Genomic DNA, 22,246 nt, shown 5'->3' with positions numbered 1-22,246 from the left:
GCTCGACGTGTTGGAGCGATGCCCGCAAAGTAGCCGAGCGTTGGTTCGGCTCTACGGCTGTCGCATCAACCGCGGGCCAGGGCGAGCAGCCGCTCGGCAATCCGCTCCAGCGGCACCTGTTCCTCGGCCGCGCCGAGCTTGAACGCTGCACCCGGCATGCCCCAGACCACGCTGGTGGCCTCGTCCTGCACCAGCGTCGGGGCACCGGCCTGGCGCATTTCCAGCAGGCCGCGTGCACCGTCATCGCCCATCCCGGTGAGGATGGCGCCGATGGCGTTGCTGCCTGCGCTCTGTGCGATCGAGCGGAACAGTACGTCCACCGCCGGCTTGTGGCGGTTGACCGCCGGGCCATCGTCGACGCGGCAGCGCCAGCGCGCACCATCGCGGATGATCCGCAGGTGCTTGCCGCCGGGCGGCAGATAGGCGTGGCCGGGCAGCACGGCTTCGCCGTCGCTGGCCTCGCGCACGGCCATCGCCGAATGTCGGTCCAGGCGCTCGGCGAAAGCGCTGCTGAAGCTGGCCGGCAGGTGCTGGGTCATCACCACGGCGGGTGCATCGGCAGGCATGCCTTCCAGCACCACGCGCAGCGCTTCGGTGCCGCCGGCCGAAGAGCCAATCGCAATCAGCCGGTCGGTGGTGCGGAAATGCGGTACGGCCGGGCGCATCGTGGGCGCTGCGTCCAGCGTGAGTTTCGGTGGGGCGGCGCGCACCAGCGGCCGCACCCGCGAGCGCGCTGCCATCTTCACCTTGGCGATGATCTCGTCGGCGTAGGCCTGCAGGCCGCGCGCCACGTCCAGCTTCGGCTTGGAGACGAAATCCACCGCGCCCAGTGCCAAGGCCTGCAGCGTGGTATCGGCGCCGCGCTCGGTCAGCGAGGAAATCATCACCACCGGCAGTGGATGCAGCCGCATCAGGTTTTCCAGGAACGCCAGCCCGTCCATGCGCGGCATCTCCACATCCAGCGTGATCACGTCCGGGGCCAGGCGCTTGATCTTCTCGCGCGCCAGCAGCGGGTCGGCAGCGGTGCCGACCACGTCGACGGCCGGATCGCTGGACAGGATCTCGGTGAGCATCTGGCGCACGACGGCGGAGTCGTCGACGATCAGGACCCGGCAGGGGGCGTTGCCGGTGAAGGTCATTCGAACAGCTCCACGCCACCGGTGACCGGGGCCTTGGACAGGCGCGCACGCACCGCCGATTCGGTGGCGGCCACTTCAGCCTCATGCGCATGCGGCAGGCGCTGCACCACCACGCGGCCGGTGTCCGCGAAGAACCAGATCTTGCGCGGATGGATGCCGCACAGGTCCTCGGCGATGATCGGGATGTGCTCGGCCTGCAGGTACTGGCGCACGAACTCGGCGTTGCGGGTGCCGACCGGGTTGCTGGTGAAGCCCTTCAGCACGTTGGCCCCGCCGAATACCTTGGCTTCGATGCGCTTGCGGTGGGCGCCTCGCTTGAGCATGTCGTTGATCAGCAGTTCCATCGCATAGCTGCCGTAGCGCGCGGGCGCGCCGTCACCGGCATTGCCTTCCGGCAGCAGGAAGTGGTTCATGCCGCCGATCTTCAGTACCGGGTCGCGCAGGCAGGCGGCCACGCAGGAGCCCAGCGTGGTGGTCAGCGCGGTGGTGTCATCGACCACCAGGTACTGGGTCGGCAGCAGCTTGGCGGCAATCGTCTGGAAGCGCGCATCCTGATAGCGCATCACATCGTCGGTTCGCAGCGAAGCATTCATGCGCCGGCCTTTGCCGCGCGGCGGTACAGGGTGCGACCGCAGGGCTGGATCAGGTCGGCGGCGTGCAGGTAGTTCTCCGAGTGGCCGGTGTACAGCAGGCCGTCATCGGCCAGGTGCTGGACCAGGCGACCGAGGATGGCGCGCTGGGTCGGCTTGTCGAAGTAGATCATCACGTTGCGGCAGAACAGCGCATCGAAGGGGCCGCCGACGTCGTAGCGTGGGGCAAGCAGGTTCAACGGGCGGAACTCGATCAGCTCGCGCAGTGCGGGCAGGACGCGGCACTGGCCCTCGTTGGGGCCGCTGCCGCGCTGGAAGTAGCGTCGGCGCAGGTCCGGATCGAGGTTGGCGACGCGATCGATGGCGTAGACACCCCGGCCGGCGGTGGCCAGTACCTGGGTGTCGACGTCGGTGGCGACGATGCGTACCGGCGGCTTCAGCGTACCGAACGCCTCGCAGGCGGTGATCGCCATCGAGTACGGTTCCTCACCGGTGGAGGCAGCGCACGACCACAGCAGCAGCGGTGCACGGCTGGCGCGCTGCTGCAGTTCCTCGCGCAGCTTGTCGAAGTGGTGCGGCTCGCGGAAGAACGAGGTCAGGTTGGTGGTCAGTGCGTTGGTGAACGCCTGCCACTCATCACCGTCTTCCTGTTCCAGATGGTCCAGGTACTGCTGGAAACTGCGCATGCCGAGCGTGCGCAGGCGGCGCGACAGGCGCCCATACACCATGTCGCGCTTTGCCGGGGCGAGGGCGATGCCCACGCGCTGGTAGATCAGGTCGCAGACACGGCGGAAATCACGGTCGGCGAACTCGAACTCGCGCGGGCCGGTGACGATCGGGGTAGGACTTTGCACGGGGGACGTGTCCATCGGCGGAGGCGGTGGCCGGAGCCACCGCGGGTGGGTCTCAGAATGCCTGCCAGTCAGTGCTGCTGGCGACGAGGACGGCCGCATCGGCGCCGCGCCGATGCGATGCCGGCGCGGCCTGGGCGACCGCCGCCTTCACTGCCATGGCGACCTGGCTGTCGAGGCGGAAGATCGCGACTGCGTCGGCCAGCTGCGCGGCCTGTTCTTCCATCGCACGCGCGGCGGCGGTGGCTTCCTCCACCAGCGCGGCGTTCTGCTGGGTGGTCTCGTCCATCTGCACCACGGTCTGGTTGACCTGCTCGATACCGGCCGACTGCTCCTGCGAGGCGGCGGAGATCTCGGCCATGATGTCGGTCACGCGCTGCACCGAGGCGACGATCTCGCCCATGGTGGCGCCGGCCTTGTGCACCAGCGCCGAGCCGTCGTTGACCTTGCCGACCGAATCATCGATCAGGCCCTTGATCTCCTTGGCGGCGGCAGCCGAGCGCTGGGCGAGGGTGCGTACTTCGCTGGCGACCACGGCGAAGCCACGGCCCTGTTCACCGGCCCGGGCGGCTTCGACGGCGGCATTGAGGGCCAGGATGTTGGTCTGGAAGGCGATGCCGTCGATCACGCTGATGATCTCGGCGATCTTCTTCGACGAGGCTTCGATGGCCGACATGGTGGTGACCACCTGGCCGACCACCTCGCCACCCTGCGAGGCGACGCCATGCGCGCCGATGGCGAGCTGGTTGGCCTGGCGGGCATGTTCGGCGTTCTGGCGGACGGTGGAAGTCAGTTCCTCCATCGACGCGGCGGTTTCCTCCAGGTTGGCGGCCTGCTGCTCGGTGCGGCGCGACAGGTCGCTGTTGCCCGAGGCGATCTCGCCGGCGGCCAGGGTGATGCTGGAGGCACTGGCCTGGATCTGGCTGACGATCCGGGTCAGCTGCGTGACGGTGGTGTTGGCATCGTCACGCATGCGCGCGAACACGCCCTGGTAGTCGCCCTGCATGCGCGCGGTCAGGTCGCCCTCGGCGATGGCCGACAACAGCTGCGAGAGTTTTCCCAGGTTCTCATCGCTGACGGCCATCATCGCGTTGAGATTCTCCAGCATCAGGCGGAAATCATGATCGAAGCGCTCGGCGTCGCCGCGCTGGCTGAAGTCGCCGGCCGCTGCGGCGCTGGCCAGATGCCTGATCTCGGCGTTGATGCGGCCAAGATTGGCCTTGACCGTGTCGACGATGGTGGTCATCGCCGCCTTCTCGCCCGGATAGCGCGCGACATCGCGGCTGAGGTCGCCTATGGCGTATTGCTGCACGACGTCCAGCACGTCGTGCAGGGTCTGCACGTGACTGTCGACCAGGGCATTGGTCTCCTGCACCATCAGCCCGTATTCGCCAGGGAAGGCACTGGCATCGGCGCGATGGCTCAGTTCGCCGCCCTCGTGGCGGCGAGCCATCTCGCGTTGGGCACCGATCACCGCATGCAGCTGCTGCTGCATGCCGGACATCGCGTGCAGCAGGCGCCCGGGCTCGTCATGCGGCTGCGGGCCGATAGGGTTGTCCAGCTTGCCGACGGCGATGCCTTCGGCGACTGCGGTGGCCTGCTTCAGCGGCCGCGCGATGCGATTGCCGATGATCCAGCTCAGGACCAGCACGATCAGCACCAGCAGCCCGCCGGAGACGGTCATGATGCCGGTGAAGACCAGCGCCTGCTTCTGCACATCGTCCATGTAGACGCCGCTGCTGACCACCCATTGCCAGGGTTCGAACAGGCCAGCATAGGACGCCTTGTCGTACAGGCCCTCGGTATTGGCCTTGGCCCACTTGTAGGACACCACGCCGCCACCGGCGCGTGCGACGTCGACCAGGTCATGGAACAACCGCACGCCATCCTCGGAGCGGAAGTCCTTCATGTCCTTGCCGATCAGATCCTTGCGGAACGGATGCATCAGCACGCGGTATCGGGTGTCATAGACGCTGTAGTAGTAGGTGTCATGGTCGGCGCGCATGCGTGCCAGTGCGTCAAGCGCGGCCTGGCGGGCGGCGGCATCGGTGAGCTCGCCCCGGGCGGCGAGGCCGTGGTAGTGACCGAGGATGCCGTAGGTGAGTTCGACCTGGGTCTTGAGGGAGGCCCTGCGGGTTTCGTTGAGATCCAGGTACTGCATGCGCGCGGCGATCACCGAAAGCGCGATCACCCCGAGCGCGATGAGCAGCGTCAGCAGATTGAGCTTGCGCCGCACGGAAAGATTGCTGAAGTAGTGTTGCCAGCGATGCAGGAGATTCATCGAGCAGGACCGGTTCGGGTCTGGCGGGCGGCGCCTGGCCGGTCGCGGCGGAACGCGCCGTGACAGTTTCGTTATCGGCGGCGGAGGCAGCGGATTGAGCTGCGGTGTCCGAACAGATTCAGGTTGCCTTGCGGTGGCGGCCGCGGGGCTGCGCGCCGCAGGCTTCTGAAGCAACAGCAACAGAGGGGGGGCGTTCGTCACGGAGTGCGGGAAGAGTCCCGGGCATGCCTCGGACGGATTGGGCGGGAGGCCCAACCCCAGCCCTGCCGCGTGCGCGGGACAGCGCACACGAGCAAGGCGCGCCCGAGCCTGCAGGGAGCTCTCTGCGCCGCAGCCTGCACAGCCCATCCCGGGGGGGCTCCGCCGTTGGCTGGATATCCGCCTGCCCCGGAAACGAAAACGCCCCAGCGCAAGGCCAGGGCGTTTCGTCCAGCAGGTCAGGCAGGAATCAGAATTCCTGCCAGTCTCCGTCGGCCAGTTCGGTGGCCATCGGGCGACCGCCGGCGGTGCGGCGGGCCGGCGCTGCAGCCGGGGCCGCTGCGGCCGGTGCGGCCGTGCGCGGGACCGGAGCGGCAGTGCGCGGGGCGCTTGCAACCTCGGTTTCGTCGACCACGAAGATCGACACGGCCTCGCTCAGGTAACCGGCCTGTTCTTCCATCGCACGCGCGGCGGCGGTGGCTTCCTCCACCAGCGCGGCGTTCTGCTGGGTGGTCTCGTCCATCTGCACCACGGTCTGGTTGACCTGCTCGATACCGGCCGACTGCTCCTGCGAGGCGGCGGAGATCTCGGCCATGATGTCGGTCACGCGCTGCACCGAGGCGACGATCTCGCCCATGGTGGCGCCGGCCTTGTGCACCAGCGCCGAGCCGTCGTTGACCTTGCCGACCGAATCATCGATCAGGCCCTTGATCTCCTTGGCGGCGGCAGCCGAGCGCTGGGCGAGGGTGCGCACTTCGCTGGCGACCACGGCGAAGCCACGGCCCTGTTCACCGGCCCGGGCGGCTTCGACGGCGGCGTTGAGGGCCAGGATGTTGGTCTGGAAGGCGATGCCGTCGATGACGCTGATGATCTCGGCGATCTTCTTCGACGAGGCTTCGATGGCCGACATGGTGGTGACCACCTGGCCGACCACCTCGCCACCCTGCGAGGCGACGCCATGCGCGCCGATGGCGAGCTGGTTGGCCTGGCGGGCATGTTCGGCGTTCTGGCGGACGGTGGAAGTCAGTTCCTCCATCGACGCGGCGGTTTCCTCCAGGTTGGCGGCCTGCTGCTCGGTGCGGCGCGACAGGTCGCTGTTGCCCGAGGCGATCTCGCCGGCGGCCGAACTGATGGCACGACTGGACTGCTTGATGCGCGTGACGATCTCGCTCAACTGGGCGGCAGTGGCATTGGCGTCGTCACGCATGCGCGCGAACACGCCCTGGTAGTCGCCCTGCATGCGCACGGTCAGGTCGCCCTGGGACAGTGCGGCGAGCAGGCCGGAGATCTGTTCGATGCTGCCGGCGTTGGCGTCGAGAAGGCCATTGATCTGCTGCGCGAGCTGCAGGAAGAAGCCTTCCTTGTCGCCGGTATTGATGCGTCCGGACAGGTCCCCCGCGGCAGCCTGGGCGATCACGCGGGCGACTTCAGCCTCGACCTGGGCTTCCTGGGTACGGTCCCGCCACTCCACTACGTGGCCCACCGTGTCGCCGCTATCGTTGCGGATGGTCGAGACCACCTGGGCGAACTGGGCGTCACCATACTGCATCGGGCGACGCGCCACGCCGTGCGCCTTCAGGTTGCCCAGCAGGGCCTGGTCCATTTCGCCGCGATGCTCGAGTACCGTCAGCGGCCTGCCGATCAGCGATGCCTGCGCGTCGAAGTCCGGCAGCTCACGGCGCATCTCATCCTGGTACTGGAGAAGTGTCTGCTGCAGCGCGCGGTTGGCATAGACGATGGTGTTGCTGGTATCGGTCAGGTACACGCCGGTCGAACTGTAATCCAGCGCGGTGCGGATGCGCAGGTTCTCGCGGGCGATGGCCTGGTCGGTCTCGATACGCTCGCGCAGGTCGCGCTGCATGCGCTGCATCGCCTGCATCAGCTCGCCGACTTCATCCTGGCGGCTGACGTCGATGTGCCCATCGAGCTTGCCGCCGGCCACGTCGTTGGCGACCGAGACGGCACCGCGGACGCTGCCGACCAGCGCGCGGGCAAACAGCCAGACCAGCACCAGGCCGAGCGCGGCGCCGCCCAGCAGGGCGATCACGATCAGCACCGCCGAGGCCGAATAGGTGGTTTCGGCGGCTTCGCGCGAGGCGCGGGCCAAGCGGTTGTCTTCGGCGATCAAGGCCTCCAGTGCGGAGGCGGCCTTGCGGTGCTTGGTGCGGGTCTCGCCGACGAAGGTATCGATGGCGTCGTCCGGCAGGTCCAGCTCCAGCATCTCGGTGACGCTGTCATAGGAGGCCAGTGCCTCCTTCCATTCCTTGGCGAAGGTATCGAACAGCTTCTTCTGCTGCGCGTTGTCCACCAGCTTTGGATAGTCCTTGATCGACTCGTCCATGTGGGTGCGCAGTTCGCCGGCCTGCCTGCGCGCGTCCGCCTTGACGTCGTCGCTGGCCCGGATCAGCTGCTGGTAGGCCGCGTTGCGGTACTCGCCCAGCATGCCGCGCATCTCGCCTGCCATGCGGATGCTTTCCATGCGCGATCCGGCCAGTTCGGTGGTGACGTTGTTGAGTGAGTACAGGCCGCGGTAGGCGACGATACCCTGCAGCAACATGACCAGCAGGAGCACGCCGAAGGTCAGCAGCAGCTTCGGCATCAGTTTCAGGTTGTTGATCCACGGCATGGGCGTTGCGATCTCCTAAGGCAGACGCGTCCGGGCATCGGCCCGGTTGCAGCAGGAACCGCACCGACCGCAGGGCCGGCGCGGTTCGACGGACAGCGGATTACTTGATATTGGCCAGCTTCAGTCCGGCCGGCGAGCTGACCTCGATTTCCGCGCGCGAGGCGTCACGCTGGATCTTGCCGATCACGCACACGGTCTTGCCTTCCAGGGTTTCCAGCGGGAAGGAGAACTTGCCGCGGTTCTCGCCGGCGATGCGCGCTGAGAAGGTGTGGCGCGGGAAGGCGCCGCCCATGTACAGGAAGGTCGGCTGGCCTTCGGAGCCTTCCGCGTAGCGGGCCTTTTCGACCTTGCCGCAGACCATGCCGTCCTTGCCGACCGAACGGGGTGCCAGCTCCGGTGGAATCATGTCGGCCGACTGCGCAACAGCCGGGGACGCGGTGATGGCCAGGACAGCAGCCGAAACGAACGCAAGCAGGGACTTCATCGGGGTGTATCTCCGGGGATGGTGACGGTCGGGCCGGTCCTGCGCGCTCCAGCGCGACCGGCTTCTGTCCCCCTATCGGCACCGCCTGGGGGAACTGAAGGGCGACGTGTCCAGAACGTGAAGCAGGTCCGCCGGCTCAGGCGGCGGCGTCTTCGATCACGCTGGCCTGGCCCATGTCGGCGCTGTCGAGCAGGGTCTCGATATCGAGCAGGATGAGCATGCGTTCGTCATGGGTGCCGATGCCGGAGATGAAACGGGTATCCACCGCAGCACCGAATTCGGGGGTGGGACGGATCTGCTCCGCCGACAACGGGATCACATCGGAGACGCTGTCGACCACGATGCCGACCACGCGGTCATCCACGTTCAGCACGATCATCACGGTGAACGCATCGTAGCGGGCGTTGTCCAGGCGCAGCTTCAGCCGCAGGTCGATGACCGGAACAATGGTGCCGCGCAGGTTGATCACGCCCTTGATGTAGTCCGGGGCATCCGGTACGCGGGTGACGGCGTCGTAGCCGCGGATTTCCTGCACCTTGAGGATGTCCACGCCATAGTGCTCGGCACCAAGGGTGAAGCTGAGGAACTCGCCACCGGCGCTGGCGGTGGAACTGGTCTTGTCATTCATGGAGGGGTCCTGGTCCGCCGGAAGTCCCGGTGTCACGCTCGATATCGGCGCCGCCGGGAGGGACTTTAGATGCGACAGCGGCTGGGCCGGGCGTCCACGCCTGTGCCGGGCATGGCCCGGCGCTGCCTACAGCTCACCGTTGCGGCGGGCCTTGCGCTGGCGGTCGATGCGCAGGATGTAGCGCTGGATGGCGCTGTCGGCGCCGCGTGGCAGGGTCTCGAACCGCATCCCCACGCGCTTGACCTCGATGCCGTTGGGCTGCCGTTGCGGCAGCAGGTTGCAGGTCACCAGCTCGATGTCCAGGTCCGGTCCATCGGGCAGCGACAGCCGGGCCGGGTAACGTCGCTGCAGGCTGAACACCGCGCAGTCGATGGGGACGATCACGGCGAGCCCGCCGCCGCTGATGTCGACCACCCGCATCGACAGTGGCTCGGCGGCGGCGGCACCCGCGTCCAGCAGCAGCTGCGGTGAGTCGGTGACCGGCGTCTCCAGCCGGTACAGCTCGCGGCGCTGCAGGTGCACCAACTCCTCGGGAAGGGGCGCGCGGAAGGCCACATGGCCGTCATTGTCCAGCCGCTGCAGCGCGTGCAGGCGGAAGCGCACCAGGACCCGCTCGAGCTGGGCGAAGCACAGCAGGTGGCCGGCCTGCTCGGCGGCACGGTTGCAGGCCTCCTGCGGGCTGCCGTCCAGCAGCAGGGTGTCGTCATCCTCGTCGAGAGCGAGCAGTGCGGTCGGGAAAGATTGGTCGCGGCCGTCGATATGTGCGTTGATCAATGAGCGCTGGTCGATCAGCGAGCGCAGCAGCTGGCGCAGCTGGCGGGGATTGCGGACCAGGAAGCGTTCGTCGGAAGCGTCGGCCGCGTGGACATCATGCGCTGCAGGGTCATTGCCGTCGGACATGGCATCTGTGGTCAGGGGCGGGCGCCAGCGCGCACGGGCACGAGGCTCGATGGGGATATCGGCCGCGTTGCGGAATTATGTAGCGCTGGATTCTCCGGATTTCCCGGCGGCGCACGGGCCGGCCTGGACGCGCTGGTTCGCCCAGGCCGGCCAGGTCAGGGCCCGACGCCGGCGAGCTGCCGCACCCGCTGCATCACCGCCGGATTGCCGTCACCCTCATGCAGGTGGAAGCGCGCTACCGCGGCAGCCAGCAGGTTGGCCTGCTCGGCCATGTCCTGGGTGGCGTGGGTGGATTCTTCCACCAGCGTGGCGTTCTGGCGGGTGTTGGCATCCATCTGCGCGATGCTCTGGTTCACCTGCTCGATGCCTGCGCTCTGCTCCTGCGACGCGGCCGAGATCTCGCCCATGATCTGGTTGACCTGCTGCACGGCACTCACGATCTGGCCCATGGTGGTGCCGGCCTGGCGGACCAGCGCCGAACCTTCGTCGACCTTGCCGACCGAGGCGTCGATCAGGCCCTTGATCTCCTTGGCGGCGGACGCAGAACGCTGGGCGAGGGTACGTACCTCACTGGCGACCACGGCGAAGCCACGGCCCTGCTCGCCGGCACGAGCCGCTTCGACAGCGGCATTCAGGGCCAGGATGTTGGTCTGGAAGGCGATGCCGTCGATGACGCCGATGATCTCGGCGATCTTCTTGGACGAGGCTTCGATGGCGGACATGGTGCTGACCACCTGGCTGACCACGGCGCCGCCCTGGCCGGCAACGTCGGCGGCGCCCACCGCGAGCTGGTTGGCCTGGCGCGCATGTTCGGCGTTCTGGCGCACGGTGGCGGTCAGTTCCTCCATCGTCGCGGCCGTTTCTTCCAGGCTGGCGGCCTGCTGCTCGGTGCGGCTGGCGAGATGGTCATTGCCCTGCGCCAGCCCCGTGGCGGCGCCGGTGAGGCGGGTGGATGCGGCCTGGATGCGGCCGACAATCCGGGTCAGTTCGGCGACGGTGGCATTGGCGTCGTCGCGGATGCGCGCATAGACACCCTGGAAATCGCCCTGCATGTGCGCCGTCAGGTCGCCCCGTGACAGCGCCGACAGCAGCTGGGAGATCTGCTCGATGCTGTAGGCGCTGGCATCGAGCAGGCCGTTGAGGCGCTCGGCCAGCTGGAGGAAGAAGCCGTCCTTGCCGGCAATCCCGACCCGGCCGCTGAAGTCGCCCTGCGCGGCGGCCTCGACGATGCGGCCAAGCTCTTCCTCCACCTGGAGTTCGGCGGTGCGATCGGCCCATTCGACCACGAAGCCCTGGCGTTGGCCGTCTTCGCCGATGATCGGGTTGATGATCAGGCGCATGCAGCGGCCGCCGATGCGGATCTGCGCACGCCAGGTGCCGGCGAGCCCATCGAGCAGCCGGGCCTGGTGGGCCGGGTTCTGGTGGAAGATGTCGATGTTGCGCCCGATCAGGTCGGCGGCGCTGAACTGTGGCAGGTCGCGACGCAGGTCGGCCTCGGCGGCTGCCAGCATCTGCCGCAGTGGCCGGTTGACGAAGACGATGTTGCGTTCGCGATCGGCGATCATCACGTGAGTGGTGACGTCGTCCAGTGCGGTGCGGATGCGCAGTGATTCGGCCGCGGCCATCTGTTCCCGGGCGCGGCGCTGCAGCAGCCGGTTGCCGGCCTGGACGAGGGCGGTCGCCAGCGAATCGCGTGGGAACTGGCTGGCCTGCAGTGATTCCGGTAGGGGCTGGTCGTCAGCGAGGCCGCGCGCGAGCTGTGCCAGCTGCTGCGGATCATGGCCGAGCAGCAGCAGCTGGCGGCGCATCTGGATCGCCATCACGGACAGCAGCGTGGCTTCAACGGCGACATAGAGTGCATGCAGAGCAAGCACGCCGAGGCCGCTGCCGGCGGCGAAGACAGGGTAGGGCAGGCCACGCACCTGCAGTGCGTAGAACACCACGTGGTGCACGGCGATGGCCGTGGCGGCGACCACGATCGGCAGCCAGTCGCGGTAGTACAGCAGCAGGGCGATCAGCACGATCACGGTGAAATGGGTTTCAAGCTGGCCGTGGGTCTGGTGGATCAGCGTGGCTGACAGCACCATCCAGGCCAGGGCGACGGTGCAGCGGCTGAGGCGGCTGCCGGGCTGCAGCTGGATCTGTGCAGCCGTGACCAGCATGGCCGGCAACGAGACCGCCAACCAGGGTGTCCATTGGCCGCCATGAAAAGCCAGGCCCAGCGAGACCAGCAGCAGCCCACCGCTGACTACCAGGAACAGGCGGTCGGCACTTGCCGACATCGCGCGAAGGAAGGGCGGTGAAGCGTGCTGGGCTGGGGCATTGGCAGGAAGGTTCGGGGCGTGCATGCGCTACTCCTTGTGGCATGGGCAATGGTCGGACAGCACGACGGGCGCATGAGCGCCCCGCAGCAGCTGGGTGACGAGATGGGTAGCGGCCAACGGACTTCCGCCGCAGGCAGGTGCGAGCACGGCAGGGCCTGCATAGACCAGGCGCTGTTCGTGCAGCACCAGCCATTCAAAGGGCAGGGAGGGCGTGCCGGCACGGACACTGAGGCCGGCCGGCAAGGCCGGTGCGCTGGCACAGCCGCAGGACGAAGGCGAGCGCAGCAGCAGGGGCTGGCGCCCGCTGTCGGCAAGCAGGCCGGGCGGCAGCTGCGCGAGGATCTGCCCGGCATTCCAGTCGCTGGCAGGAGTGGCGCGGCCCGCTGCCTGGGCCCAGAGTGCGGGCAGGGTCCAGCCCAGCCAGAGGGCCAGCAGCGCCGGTGCCGCCAGCGTGCGCCAGCGGGGCGTGGGTGTGTCAGGACAATCGGTGCTGGCTGGCATGGGCTCGCTCGCGTAGGACCGTGACCGGATAGCGGCGAGCGATGGCGGGATCTGAAACGAAATTAAATGAACTGCTTCAGTGGTGTGGTGAAAGTGTGACGGAATGAGGTGCCTGCGGCGGCTGGCCGGGGCCGCCGCAGCTCCGCAACTCGGGGATGGCAGGACCGGACTGCGTCATTGCAGAAGCGGGTCCGGCCCCGGTCGTGGCCCAGCCAGGGAGCCGCCTATCGTGAGGGCGGCTTTGGCCGGTCGCCGCTTCAGAACTCCTGCCAATCCCCATCTGTTGCCAGCGCCGGCTGTACCGCCGCACGCTGCGTGCGTGCGGGCGCCGCCTTGGCGACCGGTACCGGCGCGGCGGCCGCCCTGCGCGGCGCCGAGGATGCCGCCGCGTGCACCGGTGCTGCGGCGCCGGTGTTCGAGGAAGCAAGCCGGAAACGGGCCACGGCTTCGCTCAGATGCACGGCCTGTTCTTCCATCGCACGCGCGGCGGCGGTGGCTTCCTCCACCAGCGCGGCGTTCTGCTGGGTGGTCTCGTCCATCTGCACCACGGTCTGGTTGACCTGCTCGATACCGGCCGACTGCTCCTGCGAGGCGGCGGAGATCTCGGCCATGATGTCGGTCACGCGCTGCACCGAGGCGACGATCTCGCCCATGGTGGCGCCGGCCTTGTGCACCAGCGCCGAGCCGTCGTTGACCTTGCCGACCGAATCATCGATCAGGCCCTTGATCTCCTTGGCCGCAGCGGCCGAGCGCTGGGCGAGCGTGCGTACTTCGCTGGCGACCACGGCGAAGCCGCGGCCCTGTTCGCCGGCCCGGGCGGCTTCGACGGCGGCGTTGAGGGCCAGGATGTTGGTCTGGAAGGCGATGCCGTCGATGACGCTGATGATCTCGGCGATCTTCTTCGACGAGGCTTCGATGGCCGACATGGTGGTGACCACCTGGCCGACCACCTCGCCACCCTGCGAGGCGACGCCATGCGCGCCGATGGCGAGCTGGTTGGCCTGGCGGGCATGTTCGGCGTTCTGGCGGACGGTGGAAGTCAGTTCCTCCATCGACGCGGCGGTTTCCTCCAGGTTGGCGGCCTGCTGCTCGGTGCGGCGCGACAGGTCGCTGTTGCCCGAGGCGATCTCGCCGGCGGCCAGGGTGATGCTGGAGGCACTGGCCTGGATCTGGCTGACGATCCGGGTCAGCTGCGTGACGGTGGTGTTGGCATCGTCACGCATGCGCGCGAACACGCCCTGGTAGTCGCCCTGCATGCGCGCGGTCAGGTCGCCCTCGGCGATGGCCGACAACAGCTGCGAGAGCTGGCCAAGATTGCTGTCGGCGACCTGCATCATGGTGTTGAGGTGCTCGATCATCAGCTTGAAGTCATGCTGGAAACGCTCCGCGTCGCCGCGCTGGCTGAAGTCGCCGGCGGCGGCCGCCGCCGCCAGGTGCTGGATCTGGGTATTGATCGCGAGCAGGCTGGCCTTGGCCGCATCCATCGATTCGTGCAGGATCGCGCGGCTGCCGGGCAGGCGGCGCGCGTCCGGTGCAAGGTTGCCGATGGCGTACTGGTTGAGCACGTCGATGGCATCGCGGATCGCGTCGAGGTGTTCGAAGATCACGGTATTGATGCCGCTGGCCAGCTGGCCGTAGACGCCCGGGAAGTCTTCCGGAATGCGGTGGCTGATGTCCGGGCCGGCATGCATCTGTGCCATCAGCTGGGTCTGCTCGGAGAAACGGCGCAGCATCGCGGTCATCTCGCCGGTAGCGGCCAGCATCCGGCCGGCCTCGTCCTTGCTGCTGGACTGGCTGCTGACGCTGAGGTCGCCGCGGGCGACGGCCTGGATCGCAAGCACGGCCTTGCCGAGCGGACCGGTGACTGCGCGCGAAATGACCGTGGCCAGGGCGGCCGCCACCAGCGACAGCAGCACGATGCAGCCGATGATGGCGATCTTGCTGTTGCGGTGGGTGGCATTGGCCGCAGCGATCTTGCCTTCCATCAACCCGGCGATGTGCGTACTGAGTGCCTTCAGTGCGGTGAACAGGTCGCGGCGTGCAGGGCGCGACTGTTCATCGGAAATCTGCCGGGCCAGCACGCCGTCTCCGGCAGCCACGGCCTCGCGCATGGCCTTGTTGGCGGCGAAATAGCGGTCCAGCTGTGCGCTGGCTGCGCGGTACAGTTCGCGTTCCCGGGCCTGTGCCGGCAATGCCGAATAGGCGGCCAGTTCGTCACGCACGGTCCGGGCCGTGGTGTCCATGCGCGTATTGTAATCGGCGACCTTTTCCGGTTGGTCAAGCATGCTCAGCTGGGCCAGCTCATAGGTACGGAATTCACCCAGCTGCGAGCGGGCTTCTCCCAGGTGCCGGGCCGAAGGAATGTCATTGCCGGCCATTTCTCCCAGCTGCCGGTTGGCTTCACTGAGGCGCAGCAGGGCGAAGACGCCGAGGACCAGGGTCATCAGCGTGGTGAGGGTGAACCCCACGGCCAGCTTGCGGGCGATGGGCAGATCGTGGAACCACTTCATGCAGGGTGCTCCAGGGTGCAAGGGGGGCCGGCGTCGTTACGTCGGCTGGGATGAGTGCGGCGGAAACGGGGTGCCCGGTGAGGTTCGGTGACGGCCGTCACAGCGAAATAGCGGCGCGGTCCCGGCGGACTTTATGGATGCAGATCACATTCGACTGCGTAGGGAGGAGCGGCCGAAAATCCAGTCGTAGCGGGGATTGCGCGCCGGCGACGTGGTTTCCGTCGAAACCATCGTGCCGACGGAGTTCACGGAATGGAGGAAGCCGTGGGTTGGGATCAGCTCCCTTTCCGCGGGAAAGGGATCTGATCCCTTGGCAGCGCGCGCACAAACAAAAACCGCCGCCCGGAGGGCGGCGGTTGTACTCAGCGTTGCAGGATGAATCAGGCGGCCTGTGGCATTCGCAGTGAGCGCACCAGGCCGCCGATGTCGACAATCAGCGCGACGCGGCCATCGCCGAGGATGGTGGCACCGGAGACCCCGCCGATGCGGCGGTAGTTGTTCTCGATGTTCTTGACCACGACCTGCTGCTGGCCGACCAGTTCGTCCACTTCCAGCGCGATCTTCTGGCCATCGCCTTCGACAACCACCACCAGCGATTCGCTGCCGGGTGCGCGGTTACCGTAGCCGTAGTACTCGCTCAGCGACAGGATCGGCAGGTACTCGCCCCGCACGCGCAGCACGCGGCCCTCGCCGGCCATGCTGCGGATGTCCTCAGGCTGCGGCTGCAACGCTTCCAGCACGTAGGCCAGTGGCAGGATCAGCGTTTCGCCGGATACGGCCACGGTCATGCCATCGAGGATGGCCAGCGTCAGCGGCAGCCGGATCAGGGTGCGTGTGCCCGCGCCGAGGCTGCTTTCGATCTGCACTTCGCCACCCAGCGCCTGGATGTTGCGGCGGACCACGTCCATTCCGACACCACGACCGGACAGGTCGGTAACTGCCTCGGCGGTGGAGAAGCCGGGCTGGAAGATCAGGTCCCACACCTGCGCATCGGTCGGGTTGTCCGGAACGGCCAGGCCACGTTCGGTGGCCTTGGCCAGGATCTTCGCGCGGTCCAGGCCACGACCATCGTCGCTGACCTCGATGACGATGTGCCCGCCCTGGTGCGAAGCGGCCAGGGTGATCGTGCCGGTCTCGTCCTTGCCCGCGTCGCGACGCACATCGGGCATTTCCAGGCCGTGGTCGATCGAGTTGCGTACCAGGTGCACCAGGGGGTCGGCGATCTTCTCGATCAGGCCCTTGTCCAGCTCGGTGCCTTCGCCGACGGTGCGCAGGCGGACCTGCTTGCCGAGGCGGCTGGACAGGTCGCGGACCAGCCGCGGGAAGCGCCGGAACACCGCATCGACCGGCAGCATGCGCACGCCGATCACCGCTTCCTGCAGGTCACGGGTATTGCGTTCAAGCTGGTCCAGGCCGGCGAACAAGCTTTCGGCATGGACCGGATCCAGCGCATGCGAGACCTGCTTGAGCATTGCCTGGGTGATGACCAGTTCGCCGACCAGGTTGATCAGCGCATCGACCTTGTCGACGCTGACGCGGATCGAGGTTTCGGCTTCCTGGCTGGTGGTGGTACTGGCAGACGCCGGGGCCGGAGCCGCAGCCGTAGCTGCCGGTGTGGAAGGCCCTGGCGTGGCCGGTGCCTGGGTGGCCAGGCTCGGCGGTGCGGCGGGGCGGATGTCCAGTTCACAGTCGTCCAGCACCCAGGCGAAGGTGTCTTCGATGCTGCTGCGCGGCACCTTGCCGACCAGGCCCAGGTCCCACGCCAGGTGGGCCTCCAGCGGGTCGAGCTGGGCGAAGGCCGGCAGGCGCTCCATGCGCGCGGCGACCTGCAGCGACCCAAGGTGTTCCAGTTCGCGGATGATGCGCAACGGGTCGTTGCCGCTCATGAACAGCGATGGCGCCGGGGTGAAGCCGATCTGCCAGCCTTCGGGCGTATCGTCGGCCTTGGCCGCTGCAGCTGCCGGGGCGCTCGGCGCGGCCTGGCCGGAGAGAACCGCTTCCAGGCGCGCCTTCACCGCAGCAACGGCAGCAGGATCGGCGGCCTGGCCATGTTCGGCTTCGCGCAGCAGCGCGCGCAGCACGTCCACCGAGGACAGCATGGCATCGACGGCATGGCCTTCCAGCGCGCGTTTGCCGGCACGCAACTCATCGAGCAGCGTCTCCAGCACGTGGGTCAGGCCCGCGATCGCATCGAAACCGAAGGTGCCGGCACCGCCCTTGATCGAGTGGGCGGCGCGGAACACCGAGTTGATGATTTCCGCGTCCTGCTGGCCCGACTCCAGGGCCAGCAGGCCAGCTTCCATCGCGTCGAGGCCCTCGCGGCTCTCTTCGAAGAAGGTGGCGTGGAAGCGTTGCAGGTCCAGGCTCATGGCGGTGGTGGTCCGGAGGCGAAGAGGGGGAGCGGTGTGGGGCGATCAGCCCAGCACTTTCTGCACGGTGGCGACCAGCTGCTCGGGATTGAACGGCTTGACCAGCCAGCCGGTGGCGCCGGCGGCCTTGCCTTCGGACTTCTTGTCGGCGGCCGATTCGGTGGTCAGCATCAGCAGCGGGGTGAACTTGTAGTCCGGCAACTGGCGCAGTTCGCGGATCAGGGCGATGCCGTCCATGTTCGGCATGTTGACGTCGGTGACCACCGCATTGAAGCGCTGGCCCTTGGCACGACCGAGCGCGACCGCGCCGTCTTCGGCTTCTTCGACGGCAAAGCCGGCCGAGGTGAGGGCGAAGGAAACCATCTGGCGCATCGACGCCGAATCGTCCACCACCAAGATACGTGCGCTCATGCAGCGTTCTCCACAGATTTCAGGTTGTCATGGGTTACGTCCAGGCCCAGGGCCTGGGTGACGCCCAGCAGGCGCGCGGCGTCACGGAAGGTTGCGGTGCAACCGTGGAAGCCGGTGCGCAGGCCGGCCTCGCGGCGCGCGTGCACGAATGCGCACAGCACCTGCACGGCAGCCGTGTGGATGCGGGCGACCTGGCTCGCATCCAGGGTCAGCTCCCCTGCCTGCTCCAGCAGTGGGGCAAGGCGGTTCTTGAGCTCGGCGGTGCCCTCGATGCCGAGATCCCCACCCAGTTCGACAGTGCTCATCGTTGCTCCGGACAAACGGTTCCGTGATCCATAACGGCACCCTGGTGGGGTTCTTTAGGGGAATCGGCGCGGTGCGCCGATGCGGTCGCTGTTGAAAAGGGGACGGAGGGGATTAAGTCGCAATCGACCTGGCTCTACTGCAGCCCCCCTCGGCAACGGCGACCGCGCAGTGCGGACGGAAGGTGTTGATCCAAGGGATCAACTCCTTGCGTCCCCGACAGGCAACGCGCCGGCGCAAAGGCCGAGCCACTTGCGACTTAATCCCCTCCGTCCCCTTTTTTTCGAATCAGCTCAACAGCCGGGTGGCGTCCAGGAGGATCATGGGACGCTGGCTGATGCGGGCCACGCCGCGGAACAGATCATTGGAAATCTGGCAGATGCGCGCGGTATCGGGTGGCTCGATCTGTGAATCGGTAAGGTTGGCCACGTCTTCCACCGCCGACACGCGCAGGCCGATGATCTCGCCGTCCTCTTCCAGGACCACGATCCGTGTCTGTGCGTCCTCTTCGGCGGCAGCCGCGCCCAGGTGCAGGCCCAGATCCATTACCGGAACCACCTGCCCGCGCAGGTTCATGATGCCGAGCATGGCAGGGGCTGTTCCGCGCAACGGCAGCAGCGGCACTGGCAGCACCACTTCCTGCACCTTCAGCAGCTCCAGCGCATAGGCCTGGGTACCGCAGCGCAGGCGCAACCAGCGCGAGGTCCGCTCACCGGCGCGACGATTCTGCGGATGCGGGCTGCTGGCCGGCGCGTGGGCCTGTGCCTGCAGTTCCTGCCAGCTGCCGGGCCGGTTGCCCGCCGGGGCATCCACGGCCACCCGTGGCGGCGGCACGGCGGCGCGCGCCGATGCGCCACGCGGCGGCGGGACCGGTGCTGCGATCACGGCTGGTGGCGGCGCAGGTACATCCTCACCGGTCGCAGCAGCTTCGAAGGCGGCCTGCAGGCCGGGGCTGTCAGTGTGGGCGAGGTGATGGCTGCCAGCCGCATCGGTCTCGTAGATCACTTCGTCCGGCAGATCATCCCAGGTGGGCTCCGGTCCGGGCGGTGCGGTGACGCTGGCGGAGGCGGCTTCGTGGATGACGTCGTCGGGCAGGTCGTCCCAGGTCGGTTCGCGTTCGCTGGCCGCTGCATCCGCCGGGCATGGCCCGGCGCCAGCGCAGGCGGCCGCCTCGAAGGCGGCGTCCAGTGCGGCGTTGTCGTCGGCCGGGGCGGAGACGGTTTCCGTTTCGTAGATCACTTCTGGCGGCAGGTCGTCCCAGGTGGGCTCGCGTTCGATCGCCGCTGCACCCGCCGGGCATGGCCCGGCGCCAGCGCAGGCGGCCGCCTCGAAGGCGGCGTCCAGTGCGGCGTTGTCCTCGGCCGGGGCGGAGATGGTTTCCGTTTCGTAGATCACTTCTGGTGGCAGGTCATCCCAGGTGGGCTCGCGTTCGCTGGCCGCTGCGCTACCGGTCATGCCCGTTGGCGCTGCGGCGGGGGCGAGCGCTTCACCCAACAGTTCGTCAAGATAATCGTCCAGTACGCCGGTGCTGTTCATGCCGCCTGCTCCAGGGCGCGGGCATCTTCGCGCAGGATCCAGTTCAGGGCTCGGCGATAGGCCGCCAGGCCTCGGCCCGGATAGTCACCGCCGACGCTCGGCAGGGCCAGGCCGGCAGCGTTGCTGACGCGGGTATCGATCGGAATTGCGTCTTCCCAGACACGGGCACCGTGCCGGTCCTGCATGCTGCGCAGCGATTCGTTGCCAGCCCGGGTACGGCGATCGAACAGGGTGGGCAGGATCGACGTCGGCAACGGGCGGCGGCGCGAGCGTTCGACCATTTCACCGGTGCGGACCATGCCTTCCAGTCCGTGCAGGGCCAGCGGCTCGGCCTGGGTCGGGATGACCAGGCGATCGGCGGCGGCCAGTGCGTTGATCATCAACAGGCCAAGGGTCGGTGCGCAGTCCAGCAGGATGTAGTCGTGCTGGCCCTGGTGGCGTGCCAGTGCGTTCTGCAGGGCCAGGCCGAGGCCGGGCTGGTTCGCGCTGCGGCGCTCCAGCGTGGCCAGCGCCGACTGTGCGCAGACATGGTCCAGCCCCGGGATGCTGCTGGCACGACAGAGGCTGGCCAGTTCGGCCGGTGGCGTGCCGAACAGTTCCAGCACGCCGGCCGGCGGTGGATCCACCGGCACGCCGAAGGCGCGGCTGAGTGAGGCGTGCGGATCGAGATCGATCAGCAGCACGCGATGGCCCAGTGCGGCCAGGCCGCGGCCAAGGGCGAGGGTGGTAGTGGTCTTGCCGACTCCGCCCTTCTGGTTGGCGATTGCCCAGATGCGCATCGGTCTACTCCTTCATTGCCGGGGGAACGGCGGCGCCAACATGGCTGCCAGCCGGCACCGGTGGCAACGTCACCGGTGCGGGAGGGGAAGGCGGGGCGATCGCCGGCGTTGCAGCAACGTGACCGGAGCTGCTGCCGGTGGCGCCGTTGGTCGCATTCAGGCGCTGGCCCAGCGGGTCCACGGCGTGCGTGGTGTCGGCCAGGATGATGACCATGACCCGCCGGTTGCGGTTGCGGCCCTGCGCACTGTCGTTCGCTTCGCGCGGGCGGAACTGGCCATAGCCAACCATCGCCAGCCGCGACGGCTGCAGGCCCTGGTCGGCAAACAGGTGCACCACGCTGGCGGCGCGCGCCGCCGACAGCTCCCAGTTGGACGGGAAGGTGGCCGTGGCGATGGGCACGTTGTCGGTGTGGCCTTCCACCCGCACGCTGTTGGGCACGTCGCGCAGCACGCCCGCCAGGCTGGCCAGCGTTCCGCGCGCATGCGCGTCCAGCGCAGCCGAACCGGTGGGAAACAGGATGTCGCTGTTGATCTCGACCTCGATCCACAGTTCGGTGCGGCGTACGCTGATCATGCCGCGGTCGATCAGCGGTGCCAGCGCGGCGGTGAGGCGGTCGGCGATGCTGTTGAGCTGGCGCTCGGCACGCGCGATCTGTTCCTGGTTGTGCACTGACACCGGCACGCGCATCTGCGAGGCCATTGACGGCAGCAGGGTGGGGTCGTGCGATGGCGCCGGTGCGGACGGGCCGATCCTGGTGCCGGACTTGATCACCGATGGGCTGTCCCAGCCACCACCCTGCACCTGCTTGTTGCCGACCTGCACCGGGTTGATCGTGCGCGGCGCGCCACCGAAGGCATCGGTGAGCGCGTCGGCCATGATCCGGTACTTGCCCTCGTTGACCGAGGAGATCGCGTACATGACCACGAAGAAGGCGAGCAGCAGCGTCATCAGGTCGGCATAGGGGATCGCCCATGCTTCATGGTTGGCGTGCTCTTCGTGGTGCTTGCGGCGGGCCATGTCAGTGCAGGAAGCCGGAAAGGTTGGTTTCGATGTTGCGCGGATTCTCGCCCTGGGCGATCGAGATCAGGCCTTCGATGACCATTTCGCGGTCGCGGGTGGTGTGTGAGATCACGCTCTTGAGCTTGGCCGAGATCGGCAGGAACAGCAGGTTGGCCGAGGCGATGCCGTAGATGGTGGCGGTGAACGCGGCGGCAATGCCGTGGCCGAGCTTGCTCGGGTCGGCCAGGTTCTTCATCACCGCGATCAGGCCGAGCACGGCCCCGATGATGCCGAGCGTCGGCGCATAGATGCCCATCGCTTCGAAGACCTTGGCGCCGGCCTGGTCCTGGTGTTCCTGGCTGCCCAGTTCGATCTCCAGCATGTGCCGCATCGATTCGGGTTCAACACCGTCGACCAGCAGCTGCAGGCCCTTGCGCAGGAACGGATCCTGCTGCGCCTCCACCTGCGATTCCAGCCCCAGCAGGCCCTGGCGGCGGGCGATGTTGCTCCATTCGACGATCTGCTGGATCAGGGCGCGGCGGTCGCTGTGCGGCGGGCGCACGACCCAGCGCACGATCTTGAACGCGTGCCTGAAGACGATCGGCGAGGTATGCAGCAGGATCGCGGCGACCGTACCGACAATGACGATCACGAATGCCGCAGGCGACCACAACGACGCCAGGCCGGCGCCCTTGAGGATGCTGCCGCCGACCAGGGAGGCCAGGGCGAGGAAGAGTCCAATGAGGCTGAGTCTATCCATGGTTCCGGTATCGGCGTATATGAATGGGACTTGAGACACCGGCAGATCGCGTACAG

18 protein-coding genes are annotated in these 22,246 nt (G+C 67.7%); all 18 read right to left on the bottom strand.

The window, feature by feature from the left end; translation table 11 throughout:
• Nucleotides 1-65: 65 nt before the first annotated feature.
• The 18 genes from A9K58_RS07145 to A9K58_RS07060 all read right to left on the bottom strand — a co-directional run bounded on the left by A9K58_RS07145 (nt 66) and on the right by A9K58_RS07060 (nt 22,190).
• Nucleotides 66-1,139: a protein-glutamate methylesterase/protein-glutamine glutaminase gene (locus tag A9K58_RS07145; protein ID WP_065198690.1), complete on the bottom strand. Its 1,074-nt coding sequence runs from the start codon at nt 1,137-1,139 to the stop codon at nt 66-68.
• Complete coding sequence (cheD, locus tag A9K58_RS07140; RefSeq protein WP_014037083.1) at nt 1,136-1,732, bottom strand: chemoreceptor glutamine deamidase CheD; 597 nt, start codon at nt 1,730-1,732, stop codon at nt 1,136-1,138. The genes A9K58_RS07145 and cheD overlap by 4 nt, the downstream gene beginning before the upstream one ends.
• On the bottom strand, nt 1,729-2,598 hold the full coding sequence (locus A9K58_RS07135; RefSeq protein ID WP_065198689.1) for a CheR family methyltransferase: 870 nt from the start codon (nt 2,596-2,598) through the stop codon (nt 1,729-1,731). The genes cheD and A9K58_RS07135 overlap by 4 nt, the downstream gene beginning before the upstream one ends.
• Nucleotides 2,599-2,635: 37 nt before the next feature.
• Nucleotides 2,636-4,861, bottom strand: coding sequence for a methyl-accepting chemotaxis protein (locus tag A9K58_RS07130; protein WP_065198688.1), 2,226 nt, complete (start codon nt 4,859-4,861; stop codon nt 2,636-2,638).
• Nucleotides 4,862-5,309: 448 nt separating this feature from the next.
• A complete protein-coding gene (locus A9K58_RS07125) occupies nt 5,310-7,685 on the bottom strand; it encodes a methyl-accepting chemotaxis protein (RefSeq protein WP_065198687.1) in 2,376 nt (791 codons plus the stop codon).
• A 100-nt stretch (nt 7,686-7,785) separates the two neighbouring features.
• Entirely contained in the window at nt 7,786-8,169 is a 384-nt protein-coding gene (locus A9K58_RS07120) for a hypothetical protein (RefSeq protein WP_065198686.1), read from the bottom strand.
• 136 nt (nt 8,170-8,305) lie between these two features.
• Nucleotides 8,306-8,797, bottom strand: coding sequence for a chemotaxis protein CheW (locus tag A9K58_RS07115; protein WP_065198685.1), 492 nt, complete (start codon nt 8,795-8,797; stop codon nt 8,306-8,308).
• A 126-nt stretch (nt 8,798-8,923) separates the two neighbouring features.
• A complete protein-coding gene (locus tag A9K58_RS07110; RefSeq protein WP_065198684.1) occupies nt 8,924-9,697 on the bottom strand; it encodes a flagellar brake protein in 774 nt (257 codons plus the stop codon).
• A 155-nt stretch (nt 9,698-9,852) separates the two neighbouring features.
• Nucleotides 9,853-12,045 carry a methyl-accepting chemotaxis protein gene (locus tag A9K58_RS07105; RefSeq protein WP_065198683.1) on the bottom strand — a complete coding sequence of 731 codons (2,193 nt, stop codon included), beginning with the start codon at nt 12,043-12,045 and terminating at the stop codon, nt 9,853-9,855.
• Between the two features lie 3 nt (nt 12,046-12,048).
• Nucleotides 12,049-12,522, bottom strand: coding sequence for a hypothetical protein (locus A9K58_RS07100; RefSeq protein ID WP_065198682.1), 474 nt, complete (start codon nt 12,520-12,522; stop codon nt 12,049-12,051).
• 257 nt (nt 12,523-12,779) lie between these two features.
• Entirely contained in the window at nt 12,780-15,032 is a 2,253-nt protein-coding gene (locus A9K58_RS07095; protein WP_065198681.1) for a methyl-accepting chemotaxis protein, read from the bottom strand.
• A 380-nt stretch (nt 15,033-15,412) separates the two neighbouring features.
• A complete protein-coding gene (locus A9K58_RS07090; RefSeq protein WP_065198680.1) occupies nt 15,413-17,401 on the bottom strand; it encodes a chemotaxis protein CheA in 1,989 nt (662 codons plus the stop codon).
• 45 nt (nt 17,402-17,446) lie between these two features.
• On the bottom strand, nt 17,447-17,812 hold the full coding sequence (locus A9K58_RS07085) for a response regulator (protein WP_005409521.1): 366 nt from the start codon (nt 17,810-17,812) through the stop codon (nt 17,447-17,449).
• Nucleotides 17,809-18,117, bottom strand: coding sequence for an STAS domain-containing protein (locus A9K58_RS07080; protein ID WP_065198679.1), 309 nt, complete (start codon nt 18,115-18,117; stop codon nt 17,809-17,811). The genes A9K58_RS07085 and A9K58_RS07080 overlap by 4 nt, the downstream gene beginning before the upstream one ends.
• A gap of 286 nt (nt 18,118-18,403) precedes the next feature.
• On the bottom strand, nt 18,404-19,651 hold the full coding sequence (locus A9K58_RS07075) for a chemotaxis protein CheW (RefSeq protein ID WP_065198678.1): 1,248 nt from the start codon (nt 19,649-19,651) through the stop codon (nt 18,404-18,406).
• Nucleotides 19,648-20,430 (bottom strand): ParA family protein, encoded by a 783-nt coding sequence (locus tag A9K58_RS07070; RefSeq protein ID WP_065198677.1) that lies wholly within the window; start codon nt 20,428-20,430, stop codon nt 19,648-19,650. The genes A9K58_RS07075 and A9K58_RS07070 overlap by 4 nt, the downstream gene beginning before the upstream one ends.
• 4 nt (nt 20,431-20,434) lie before the next feature.
• Nucleotides 20,435-21,448 (bottom strand): flagellar motor protein MotD, encoded by a 1,014-nt coding sequence (gene motD / locus A9K58_RS07065; RefSeq protein ID WP_065198676.1) that lies wholly within the window; start codon nt 21,446-21,448, stop codon nt 20,435-20,437.
• A gap of 1 nt (nt 21,449) precedes the next feature.
• Complete coding sequence (locus A9K58_RS07060) at nt 21,450-22,190, bottom strand: flagellar motor protein (RefSeq protein WP_065198675.1); 741 nt, start codon at nt 22,188-22,190, stop codon at nt 21,450-21,452.
• Nucleotides 22,191-22,246: the final 56 nt, after the last annotated feature.

Source organism: Stenotrophomonas maltophilia (genome assembly GCF_001676385.1).
Taxonomy (GTDB): domain Bacteria; phylum Pseudomonadota; class Gammaproteobacteria; order Xanthomonadales; family Xanthomonadaceae; genus Stenotrophomonas; species Stenotrophomonas maltophilia_J.
Note: the sequence above shows the minus strand (reverse complement) of the source record. Positions and strands in the feature narration are given on the sequence as shown.